Raw genomic sequence first — 11,405 nt, forward strand, 5'->3', positions numbered from 1 at the left:
TCGCCCGGCGGTGGCGGCGGGCAGCCCTCCTGCCGATGAGTCAGGGGTCGCGGGGTACCGCACGACCCCTGAGCCACCCGCTCGGGTGACAGGGGGTCATGCCCGGCCTCCGGCCGGCCGATGACTCCCGTGTGTGGTTCTGGGTCCTCGGGGGACTGGTCGTCTGGGTGCTGGTCGCCCTGGCCGTCGGCGTGGTCGTCGGTCGCGGCATCCGGCTGGCCGACTCGCAGGCCGGGCTCGCCCCCGCCCGGAGCCCGCGCGTCGCGCGCCGCCGCATCCCCCTCCCGCCGGTCGGTGTCGGCCTGGCCGCCACCGCCGTGCTGCTCGAGGCCGTCGGCTTCGTCAGCCGGCTCACGGGCACGACCGGCACGGCCGCCCGCGCGCTCTCCATGGACGCCCCCTACTCCCTGCCCCGCATGTTCGTCGCGGCCCTCTTCACGGCTGCCGCGCTCGCCGCCCTCGCCGGCGCGTCCCGCATCCCCGGCCGCCGCGCCTGGTGGACCGCCGTCGGGCTGGTGGCGGCCGCCGTCGCCATGGTCAAGGCCGGCAGCACCGTGCACGCCGACGGCATGGCCCGCCTCGCCGACGCGGTCGGCTCCACCGGCGCGACGGCGTTCAGCGTCGCGCTCGCCGTCGGCGTGCTCGCCGTCCTCGCGTTCGTCAGCCGGGCCGAGCGCCGCGACCGGCGCCGCGTGCTCGGCTGCCTCGCCGCCTACGCCGTCGCCTCCGTGGGCCTCTCCGCGGTCTCCGTCGCCGCGAGCGAGCGGTGGATGGCCACCGCCACCTTCCTCGAGGAGTCGGGTGAGGCCCTCGCCGGCGTCGCCCTGCTCGTCGCCGTCCTCGTCGGCGTCGCGCCGCGCGTGGCGCTCCCCGCCTCGTGGGCGCTGCGGCGGGAGTCCGACGCGGCCACCCTCGAGGTCGCCGAGCGGCTGCCCCGCACCGCCCGCGGCTGATCCGGCGCCGGGCTGTGATCTCGGCGACGACCAGCTGATCTGCAGGTTCCTCACAGGAACGGGTCCTACCGTTGCCTCGAGCAACGACGCTCTTCCCGCCGTCGGACAAGGGAGGGCCCCCGTGCGCCTGTTCGGAACCACCCGCACCGGCACCCCCGCCCCCGCCGGCCGGGGGACGTGGTGCTGCGAGTTCGAGCTCTCCGGCGACGCCGTCCCCCGCGCGGTCACCGAGCCGGCCGGCCAGGAGCAGGCGCGGGTGCTCGTCCGGCTGCACGGCGAGCCGCTGGGGTACCTGGGCGTGCCCCTTCCCCCCACCGGGCTGGACGTCGACGACCTGGTGCGCCTCGCTCACGCGACGTTCGCCCGCGGCATCGCCGCGCACCTCGCCGAGGAGGGCGTCCACGACGAACGTCTCCCGGGGCGGCCGGCGGCGGCCGGGGGGCGCTGCCCGAACCGGGTGGTCGCCGATGACCTCGTCACGGTCGTCGTCTGCACCCGGGACCGCAGCGCGGTCCTCGCCTCCTGCCTGGAGCGGCTGCGCCGGCTCACCCACGGTGCCGTCGAGGTCCTGGTGGTCGACAACGCGCCGTCCGACGACGGCACCCGGCGCCTCGTCGAGTCGGTGGCCCGCGAGGACCCGCGGTTCCGCTACGCCGTGGAGCCGCGTCCGGGGCTGTCGTTCGCACGCAACCGGGGCCTGGCGGAGGCGGCCGGGCGCTTCGTCCTGTTCACCGACGACGACGTGTCCGTCGACCCGGACTGGGTGCAGGGGGTGCTGCGCGGCTTCCGGCGGCGGGACGACGTGGCCTGCGTGACCGGGCTGGTGTGCACGGCCGACATCACCAGCGCCGCCGAGGCGTACTTCGACGCCCGGGCCAGCTCCTGGTCCTCCCGCACCGAGCCGCGGCTGTTCGACCTGGCCGGGGACCGCGACGCCTCGGCGCTGTACCCCTACGCCCCGGGCATCTTCGGTACCGGGGCGAACTTCGGCTTCGACCGCGACCACCTCCGCGCCCTCGGCGGCTTCGACGAGGCCCTCGGGGCCGGCACGCGGACCCGCGGTGGTGAGGACCTCGACGTCTTCGTCCGCGTCCTGCGCAGCGGCCGCGCCATCGCCTACGAGCCGGCCGCGGTGGTCTGGCACCACCACCGGGCCGACGACGCCGCGCTGCTCAGGCAGCTGTACGGCTACGGCACCGGTCTGTCCGCCTTCGTGGTCAAGTGCCTGATGTCGGCGGGGACGCGCGGCGAGGTGCTGCGCCGGCTGATCGTCGGTGCGCGGCGGCTGGCCGCGATGCCCGGCGACGCCGGCGACCGGCTGGACGGCCGGTCGGCCCGGCCGGACGGGGCGCTGCGGCGCGAGCTGCTCGGCGTCGCCGTCGGCCCAATGCTGTACCTGCTCTCGCTGGCCGACCTCCGTCGCCGGCCCCACGGAGTTCCCTCGGCTCCCTGACCCTCCCGGGCGACACCGCCACCGGCCCTCGCCGGTGGCGGTCACTCGGCGTGCCCGCCATCCGGCCGCGCGCCTCGCCGACCTGACCTGCGGCTCCTCCGCCCGGAACGCATCCGGCGTCCAGAAACCGCTGCTCAGCTGGCGCGTCCGACTACCCAGAGTCAGACACGCCGGGGCGTCGACCGAGTCACTCCCGAATCGGTTGCCTCACTCGTTCGGTGCACGGAGGGTCGCACGGGGTGACGTGGGGCCAGATGCCCGCTCACCAGCCACATCGCCGTCCGTGCGGGTGTGGAGCGGGGGGCCAGGACGTGCGGATCAGCGGCAGTGCGGGGGGAGCGGTCGGCGTCGCCGACGCGCCGGCCTCCTCTGCCGTGCCCGCTCGGCGCCGCACCCGCTCCCTCCTGCTCGGCCTGCTCCTCACGGCCGGGCTGTGGGCCCTGCTCGTCGTCGTGGCCGGTGCCGCCCACGCCTCCGGGCCCGAGTCGCCCGTCGGCGACCAGGGCTCGGTCTCGGGCCCCGGGCCGGCGGGCGCGGGCTCCGCGCCCGGGTTCGACGCCGGACCCGAGATCTGCCCGGACGGCGAGGTGCCGGTCGACGACGAGAACGGCGTCCGCCCGTTCGTGTGCGTCCCCGTGAGCGGCTCCGAGGACGCCGGTGCGCCGGACCAGGGTCCCTCCGAGGACCCCGGCACGCCGGGCACCGGGGGTACCCCGCCCGTCGAGCCGCCCGCCCCCACCGCTCCCGCCGGCACCCCGCCCGTCGAGCCGCCCGCCCCCACCGCTCCCGCCGGCACCCCGCCGGCGACACCGGCCACCGACACCCCTGGGACCGCCACGCCTCCGGCCGACGGCGCGACCGACCAGGCGGCCGCGGATCAGGCGGCCGCGGATCAGGCGGCGGCAGAGAAGGCGGCGGCCGAGAAGGCCGCCGCGGAGAAGAAAGCCGCGGAGAAGAAGGCTGCGCAGGAGAAGGCGGCCGCGGACAAGGCCGCCGCGGAGAAGGCTGCGCAGGACAAGGCGGCCGCGGAGAAGGCCGCCGCGGAGAAGGCGGCGGCCGAGCAACTGGCGTCCGAGAAGGCGAAGGCGGCGGCCCAGAAGGTGGCTGCGGAGGCGGCCACCGCGACCGCGGCCACGACCGATCCGCCGGCTCCGGTCACCCGCGAGGACGTGCCCACGGTCGTCGTCGAGACCTGCGTCGCGCTGCCCGCCCCGGCCCTCTCCGCGCCCGAGACCCCGGCCGCGGCCGCCCCGAGTGACCCGGTGGGCTCCGACGGGACACCCGTCCCGGACCAGCCGGACAGCTCGCGCAGTGCCGTGCCCGCGTCCGCGGCGGTCGCCGCGCCGGCGCAGAGCGCCGACACCGGCCCGCCGCCGGCCGCGGTCGCCGCGAGCCAGGACGCGCCGCCGAGCGCTCCGCTGCCGGCCGCTCCCGTGTCGCCGCCTCCCGCACCCCCGGCCACGCCACCGGCGCCGTGCTCGACCACGGCCGCCTCCGGCAGCTACGCGTCCGGCTCCGGCCAGCAGCACGGCCTCTCCGGCCTGCCCCTGGCAGTCCTCGGCACCGAGATCTCGGCGCCGGCTCCCACCGCCGTCGCCCTCCACTCGGTCGACGTCCCCGGCGAGGTCGTCGGCGGCGGCGACGACCCGGGCTCCCGCCCCGACTGACCCCTCCTCACTCCGGCCGACCGCCGGTGCCCTGCGGCACCCGCGTGCGCCCGCCGGGGTCTCCGCGCGCCGGGCCACGGGGCCGACGCGCTGACAGGTCGTCATCGGCGTCCACGGACGCCGTCATCAATGGCATTGCCACGAGCCAGAGGGCTGAGGAATGAGAGAAGCGAAGATCGTCGTCGACGTCCGGCCGCCCGCCGAGGTCGTCCCCCACCCCCGCGCGTACACCGGTCCGCTCCGGACCGCCGTGCCGCGGGTCAGCGTGGTCATCCCCACCTACAACGAGGCCAAGAACCTCCCGCACGTGTTCTCCCGTCTCCCGGAGGACGTGCACGAGGTGATCGTCGTCGACGGCCGCAGCGTCGACGACACGATCGAGGTGGCGCGCTCGCTGCGTCCCGACGTGCGGGTCGTGCTGCAGAACCGCCGCGGCAAGGGCAACGCCATGGCGTGCGGTTTCGAGCACGCCACCGGCGACGTCGTGGTCATGCTCGATGCCGACGGGTCGGCCGACCCGCAGGAGATCCCGCGGTTCGTGGCAGCGCTCACCGACGGCGCCGACTTCGCCAAGGGCACCCGGTTCGCCAACGGCGGCGGCAGCGCCGACATCACGCGCACCCGCGCCTGGGGCAACCGGTGGCTGAACCGGATCGCCAACACGCTGTTCGGCACCCGCTACACCGACCTCTGCTACGGCTACAACGCCTTCTGGACGCGCTGCCTGCCGGCGCTGGAGCTCGACGCCAGCGACCGGGGCCGGGAGGACAAGCTGTGGGGTGACGGGTTCGAGATCGAGACGATCATCAACACCCGCATGGCCAAGGCCGGGCTGCGGATCACCGAGGTGCCGAGCTACGAGTTCGAGCGCATCCACGGCGAGAGCAACCTGAACACCTGGCGCGACGGCGTCCGCGTGCTGCGCGCTCTCGTCGTCGAGCGGGTCAACCGCAAGGGCCGGCGCTCGCACCGGCGCCTGGTCGACGACGAGATCCAGGCGGCGGACAACGTGCGGCGGATGCCGCCCAACTTCGTCGTCGAGCCGGAGGACGAGGCGCGGTGGGGGTGAGCCGGGTGTGGCCGGCGTCCTGAGGCCGGCGTCCACCCGTACGAGGGGGACGTCGGGCCGAAGGGGGCTGGCCACGCCCGGGGCTGGTTACGCTGCGTTCCGTGACATGGCTGGTGACCGGGGGAGCCGGGTACATCGGGGCGCACGTCGTCTCGGCGATGCGCGAGGGTGGCCAGGAGGTGGTCGTCCTCGACGACCTCTCCAGCGGCGACCCGGCGCGGATCCCGGGCACGACGCTCGTGCAGGGCAGCGTCCTCGACGCCGGACGGGTCGCGCAGGTCCTCCGCGACCACGACGTCCGGGGCGTCGTGCACGTCGCGGCCAAGAAGCAGGTCGAGGAGTCGGTCAACCGGCCGCTGTACTACTACCGCGAGAACGTCGAGGGTCTGCGGGTGCTCCTCGAGGCGGCCACCGACGCCGGGGTCGGGTCGTTCATCTTCTCGTCGAGCGCCGCCGTCTACGGCTCGCCGGACGTCGACGTGGTCGACGAGGACACCCCGTGCCTGCCGGTCAACCCGTACGGGACGACGAAGCTCGTCGGTGAGCGCATGGTGGAGGAGGTCTCCGCCGCCACCGGGCTGCGCTACGTCAACCTGCGCTACTTCAACGTCGCCGGCGCCGGCACGCCCGCGCTGACCGACCGCGGGGTCTCCAACCTCGTGCCCATGGTCTTCCAGCGCCTCGCCCAGCAGCAGGCTCCGCGCATCTTCGGCGACGACTACGACACCCCCGACGGCACCTGCATCCGCGACTTCATCCACGTCGCCGACGTGGCCTCCGCCCACGTCGCTGCGGCCGCGGCGCTCGCCGACGGGCGGGTGGACGCCCTGACGGCCAACATCGGCCGGGGCGAGGGCGTCTCCGTGCAGGAGATGATCCAGACGATCCGCCGGGTCACCGGCACCGTCGACCAGGACTGGTCGCGGCCGGCCGTCGAGCCGCGCCGGGCCGGCGACCCCGCCCGCGTGGTGGCCTCCGCCGACCGCATCCGCGAGGCGCTGGGCTGGAAGGCCCGCTACGGCGTCGAGGAGATGGTGGCGTCGGCCTGGGCCGGCTGGACGGCGCGCGCGGCGGGCTGAGCCGGCCCCGCCGAGGCATAGGAGGCTATGCCCACGTCCGGCGCCTCAGGACGTAGGCAAAGCTTCCTTTGCCTGCCGGGGTCAGACCCGGTCGCCCTCGCGCGCGTGCGGGTCGCCCGCGCCGGTGAGCTCGGCGCCGTCGTCGTGGGTGAGCTCCACGGGCGGGGCCAGGGCCACCGACCGCGACCGGCCGCGCAGCAGCTTGTTGAACGGCCGCTCGACCACCAGGTGCAGGACGACGGCGCAGACGCAGGCGGTGGCCGCGATGATCAGCGCCATCACCCACTGCGGCCCGATCTCCCAGAGGCGGGGCGCCAGGTTGATGATGACCAGCTCGTGCACCAGGTACAGCGCGAAGGACGCCTCGCCGGCGAAGATCAGCGCCCGGCTGCGCAGCCAGCCGCCCCGGCCGTCGAGGTCCCGGGCCGCCGCGGAGAGCAGCACCAGCAGGAACGGCACCGGCATGATCACGTTGGGCAGCGGGAACGGCGCCCGGTAGCAGATCGCCAGGCCGGCGACGACGGCGACCGCGGCCACCAGCGGGTGCACCCGGGGCCGCCACCCCTCGCGCAGCGCCAGCCCGGCGACGACGCCGAGCAGGAACTCGCTGAACCGCAGCACCGGCAGGTGCTCGCCCAGCCCGGCGTCCTGCAGGCCGACGTACCCGGCCACGACCAGGGCGACCAGGGGCAGCGCCCACTGGACGACGCCCGGCACCCGCCGCAACACGTAGACGGTCAGCGGGAACATCGCGTAGAAGAACAGCTCGCAGCTCAGCGACCAGGCCACGCCGTTCATCCCGAAGACCACCTCGGGATCGGTCCACCAGCTCTGCACGAGGAAGAGGTTGGGGACGGCGATCTCCCAGCTCCGCGCCACCGCGACGACCGGCACCAGCGCGGCGACCCCGACCATCACCGCGTGGCTGGGCCACACCCGGGCGAAGCGGTGCCGGTAGAACCGGCGCGCGGGCAGCGCGGGGTCGGTCCCCCAGGCCAGCACGAAGCCGGAGAGGACGAAGAAGAACGAGACCCCGATGAAGCCCAGCGTCGACAGCGACGCGGGCAGCGACGCGATCCCCCACTGGTCGAGGTGGAAGACGACGACGACCGCCGCGGCGAAGAGGCGGAGGGACGTCAGCCGCGGCAGCGCGGTTCCCCGTGACATTCGCGGCAATCTACCCACGGGATCCCGGGTTCGGCACGGCTGCGGCCTGTCGGCGGGGTCCCCGGCGAACGGCCACCCGAACGGGTGGCGACCCGTGTCACCCCCGAGTGGTAGCCGGGCCGGCTGACCTGGCGGTGGTTGTGGAACGGGCCGCGGCTGCCCCAAGGTGGCAGGCGCGAGCCGGCGCCGACGGGCGTCCGGGGATGGGAGAGCACACCACCATGAGCGCAGCGACCACGAGCGGGGAGCTGCCCCTGCTGCAGTTGCCGGGGCACTACACGTCGGTGGCCGAGCGCCTCCGCGAGGTCTCCACGCACCGCGCCGACCGGCCAGCCCTGGTGGCCGCGGACGGCGATCTCACCTACGCCGAGCTGCAGCAGCGGGTGGACGCGGTGGCCCGGGCACTGGCGGGCCTGCCCACCGTGGCCGAGGACGGCACCCGCCGGCCGGTCGGGCTCCTCGCGGAGCAGGGCTCGGCGAGCGTCGCGGCGATGCTCGGCGTGATGGCCGCCGGCCACCCGTGCGTGCTGCTCGACGTGCTGCTGCCGCCCGCGCGGATGGCGACCATCGCCGAGCGGGCCGGGGTGTCCGTCGTCCTGGCAGACGACGAGCGCCGCGACGTCGCCGCCGGGCTGCCCGGCGTGCAGGCCGTGGCCGGCCTCGTGCCCAACGGCCTCGTGCCCGACGGCCCCGGTGACGGCGGCCCCGCAGCGGCCGTCACGCTCGACGACCCCGCGTCGCTGGTCTTCACCTCGGGCAGCACCGGCCTGCCCAAGGGCGTCGTGTGGACCCACCGCACCGTCCTCGCCTGTGGCTACACCAGCCGGGCCACGCTGCGCGCCACGACCGAGGACCGCATGGCCCTCGTCGTGCCCCAGGCCTTCGCCGTCGGCCAGCTGATGATCCTCGCGGCCCTCCTGAACGGGGCCACGCTGTGCATCCGCGACCCCCGGGTCAACGGCATCCGCGACCTCACCGAGTGGCTCGAGGCCACCCGCGTCACGGTGCTGTCCTGCACGCCGTCCCTGCTGCGCGCCGTCCACGGGGCGCTGCCGGAGGGGAGGGTCCTCGACTCGGTCCGCATCGTGACCACCGCCGGCGAGAAGCTCTACGGCAGCGACGTCACCGACTTCCGGAGCCACCTGACCGCCGAGGCGAGCTTCGTCAACTGGATGGGGTCGTCGGAGACCGAGGCGCTCACCGCCTACGAGATGCGGTCGACGGACCCGGTGCCCGCCGGCGCGGTGCCCATCGGGCGGGCCGTGCCGCTGCGCGACCTCGCCATCCTGGGCCCCGACGAGGAGCCGGTGCCCGCCGGGGAGGTCGGCGTGCTGCACGCGACCTCGGCCTACTTCTCGGCCGGCTACTGGAACGCCCCGACGGCGACGGCGGAGCGCTTCCGCACCGAACCGGACGGCCGCACCCGCTACTGCACCGGCGACCGCGCCCGGATGGACGCCGACGGCCTCGTCGAGATCCTCGGCCGGGCCGACGACTCGGTGAAGATCCGCGGCTACCTGGTCGAGCCGGGGGAGGTGGAGGTCGCGCTGCGGGCGCTGCCCACCGTCCTCGACGCCGTCGTCCGGGGGGTCGGCGTCGACGACTCGACCCGGCTGGTGGCCTGGGTCGTCCCCGACCCGCACCAGCCCGCGCCCACCGAGGCCGCGCTGCGCAGCGACGTCGGCCGCGCCCTGCCGGACTGGATGGTGCCCCGGGACGTCGTCTTCCTGCCCGAGCTGCCCCGCAACGAGCGCGGCAAGGTCGACGTCGGGGCGCTGCCCCCGGTGCCGGAGCGGCGCGAGGTCACCGCGCCCGGGACCGAGACCGAGACCGCCCTCGCCGGCATCTGGGAGCCCATCCTCAAGGTCGACGGCGTCGGCCGGGAGGACAGCTTCACCGCGCTCGGCGGGGAGTCCCTGGCGATCGAGGAGATGCTCGCCGCGGTCGAGGAGCGCTACAAGGCGCGGCTGACCGCCGACGACCTCATCGACCACCCGACGCTGGCCGAGTTCGCGGCGTTCGTGGACAGCCGGCGCGCCGGCGGGCTGGCCGGACGGCTGTCGGCGGTCGCCCCACGGCTGGAGGCGGCGGGCAAGGCCGTCGCCCCGCGGCTCGAGGCGGCAGGCAAGGCGGTGGCCCCGCACCTCGAGGCGGCCGGCAAGGCCGTCAGCGGGCTGCTGAGGGGCCGCAAGCGCCGTCCCTGATCGCCGCCCGACGATGCCGAGGCCCGGTTCCGACACCGGAACCGGGCCTCGGCGCGTTCGACCACAGGGCAGAGATGGCCATTTCTGCCCTACCGGAGGTCAGCCGGCCAGGCGCTGCGCCGTCCGGCGCCGGCTGCGCAGGTAGGCCACCGGGCCGACGAGGACGCCCAGCAGCTCCAGGGCGGTGAGCACCCGCGGGAACTCCGCGGACTTGCCCTTGTTCTTCGCCGAGCCCGGCCGGGCCACGTGCGCCACGCCGCGCGGGATCCGCCGCAGCACGTCCACGGCGGTCTTCCGGTCCTCGAACACCCACTTGGTGACCGTGGCCGAGAGCCCGACGCCGTAGCGGTACATCTGCTTGCGCAGCGCCTCCATCGACCGGCGGTGGTAGTGCCACATGAGGGCGGCGGGCTCGTAGACGACGGTGTGCCCGGCGCTGATCGTCCGGCGCAGGACGTCGAGGTCCTCCCCGCCCCAGGCCACCGTGCCGGCGCCGAGGTCGATCGCGAACCCGCCCAGGTCGCGCAGCACCTGGGTGCGGAACGCCATGTTGGCGCCGGACCCGAACTGCCCGGAGTCGTACGGGTAGAGCGGGGATTCGCGGCGGTGGTCGGTCAGGTTGAAGACCTGCCGCGCGAAGCCCTTGTGGAAGCCGCCGTACTCCTCGAGGAAGACCTGGGCCACCGTCTCCTGCTCGGCCGGCAGGATCGCGCCGGTCACGCAGGCGACGCCCTCGGCGGCGCCGAAGCCGGCGACCAGCCGCTCCACCCAGCGGTGGTCGACCAGGACGTCGTCGTCGGTGAAGACGACGATCTCGCCGCGCGCGGCCTCGAGCCCCTTGTTGCGGGCGAAGGACAGGCCCCGGCGCGGCTCGTGCACCCAGCGCACCCGGTCGTCGCCGGCGAACGCGGCGTCCATGGCGGTGCGCAGCGGCTCGCCGTCGTCGTCGTTGTCCACGACGACGACCTCCAGCGGCTCCCACGAGCTGGTCAGGACCCGGCGGACGCAGGCGATGGTCGGCTCGACGTTGCGCAGGCTGGCGATGGTCACCGTGACCAGCGGCCGGTCGGCGGGCAGCCCGGGCGCGGCCGGCACGCCGGGGCGCGGGACCAGCAGGTCCTCGGCCGACGTCGGGGCCGGGACGCCGAGCCGCTCGGCGGCCGCGGTCAGCTCCGCGCGGGCGGTCGCCCAGGCGGCGTCGGCGGCGGCGCGCACGACCTCGTCGTCGGGCGCCGTCACCTGGACGACGTCGATCTGCTCGCCGAGCCACCGGACGAGCACCCGGGCGTCGGGGTGGTCGGGGCGGCGCTCGGGGTCCGGGTACTCGATCGCGCCGGACTCCAGGTCGACGGCGAGGACGCGCCGGGGCCGGAACGCCCGCGCTCCGGTGGGCTCGTCCGCCTGCGGCGGGGCCACCCGCAGGGGCGCGGGGGCCGGCGAGGCGGCCGGCTGCTCGGCGACGCGTTCGGGGTTCATCTTCTCCTGCTGTCGGGACGGCGGGACCGGGCGGTCCCGGAGTCAGCGGGCCGCCTGCGGGCGGCTCCGGTGGATGCGGGGCGGGCCTCAGAACGCCAGGGTCGCCAGGCGGACGACGGTCGCGGCCAGGCAGCCGGCGACCAGCACGGCGAGCAGCAGCTGCAGCACCCGACCGGCCCCACGGGAGCGCCGGGCGACGACGCGGCTGTCGCCGTCCGTGCGCGCGACGGTGCCGTCGGCGGAGGTGCGCTCGTCGCGCACCTCGAGCGCGAGCGCGACCACCACGGTCAGGCCGATGAGGGTCATCCCCAGCCAGCCGGTCAGAGCGTCGACCACG

The 11,405-nt window shown here is 75.7% G+C and carries 9 protein-coding genes; 6 read left to right on the forward strand and 3 right to left on the reverse strand.

Going from position 1 to position 11,405, the window contains the following annotated elements; translation table 11 throughout:
• The first annotated feature begins 98 nt into the window (after window positions 1-98).
• From MY526_RS16640 to galE, 5 genes are all read left to right on the forward strand, one after another.
• Complete coding sequence (locus MY526_RS16640; RefSeq protein WP_436704566.1) at window positions 99-953, forward strand: hypothetical protein; 855 nt, start codon at window positions 99-101, stop codon at window positions 951-953.
• Window positions 954-1,074: 121 nt separating this feature from the next.
• Entirely contained in the window at window positions 1,075-2,406 is a 1,332-nt protein-coding gene (locus MY526_RS16645; protein ID WP_436704568.1) for a glycosyltransferase, read from the forward strand.
• 374 nt (window positions 2,407-2,780) lie between these two features.
• Entirely contained in the window at window positions 2,781-4,073 is a 1,293-nt protein-coding gene (locus MY526_RS16650) for a hypothetical protein (protein WP_436704569.1), read from the forward strand.
• A gap of 160 nt (window positions 4,074-4,233) precedes the next feature.
• The gene (locus tag MY526_RS16655) at window positions 4,234-5,142 is read left to right on the forward strand and encodes a glycosyltransferase family 2 protein (RefSeq protein ID WP_436688925.1); all 909 of its coding nucleotides are present in this window, start codon (window positions 4,234-4,236) and stop codon (window positions 5,140-5,142) included.
• A 101-nt stretch (window positions 5,143-5,243) separates the two neighbouring features.
• Entirely contained in the window at window positions 5,244-6,221 is a 978-nt protein-coding gene (gene galE / locus MY526_RS16660) for a UDP-glucose 4-epimerase GalE (RefSeq protein WP_436688927.1), read from the forward strand.
• A gap of 81 nt (window positions 6,222-6,302) precedes the next feature.
• On the opposite strand, the gene MY526_RS16665 is transcribed toward galE, so the two are convergent.
• On the reverse strand, window positions 6,303-7,388 hold the full coding sequence (locus tag MY526_RS16665) for an acyltransferase family protein (protein WP_436704571.1): 1,086 nt from the start codon (window positions 7,386-7,388) through the stop codon (window positions 6,303-6,305).
• Between the two features lie 221 nt (window positions 7,389-7,609).
• Here MY526_RS16665 and MY526_RS16670 point away from each other — a divergent pair, with 221 nt between their 5' ends.
• A complete protein-coding gene (locus MY526_RS16670) occupies window positions 7,610-9,592 on the forward strand; it encodes a non-ribosomal peptide synthetase (RefSeq protein ID WP_436688931.1) in 1,983 nt (660 codons plus the stop codon).
• A gap of 99 nt (window positions 9,593-9,691) precedes the next feature.
• On the opposite strand, the gene MY526_RS16675 is transcribed toward MY526_RS16670, so the two are convergent.
• Together MY526_RS16675 and MY526_RS16680 are read right to left on the reverse strand one after the other, a co-directional pair.
• Window positions 9,692-11,068, reverse strand: coding sequence for a glycosyltransferase (locus MY526_RS16675; protein WP_436688933.1), 1,377 nt, complete (start codon window positions 11,066-11,068; stop codon window positions 9,692-9,694).
• 87 nt (window positions 11,069-11,155) lie between these two features.
• Window positions 11,156-11,404, reverse strand: coding sequence for a hypothetical protein (locus MY526_RS16680; RefSeq protein WP_436688935.1), 249 nt, complete (start codon window positions 11,402-11,404; stop codon window positions 11,156-11,158).
• Window position 11,405 lies beyond the last annotated feature (1 nt).

The organism is Geodermatophilus sp. CPCC 205761, assembly GCF_051383655.1.
In the GTDB taxonomy this organism is placed as follows: Bacteria; Actinomycetota; Actinomycetes; order Mycobacteriales; family Geodermatophilaceae; genus Geodermatophilus.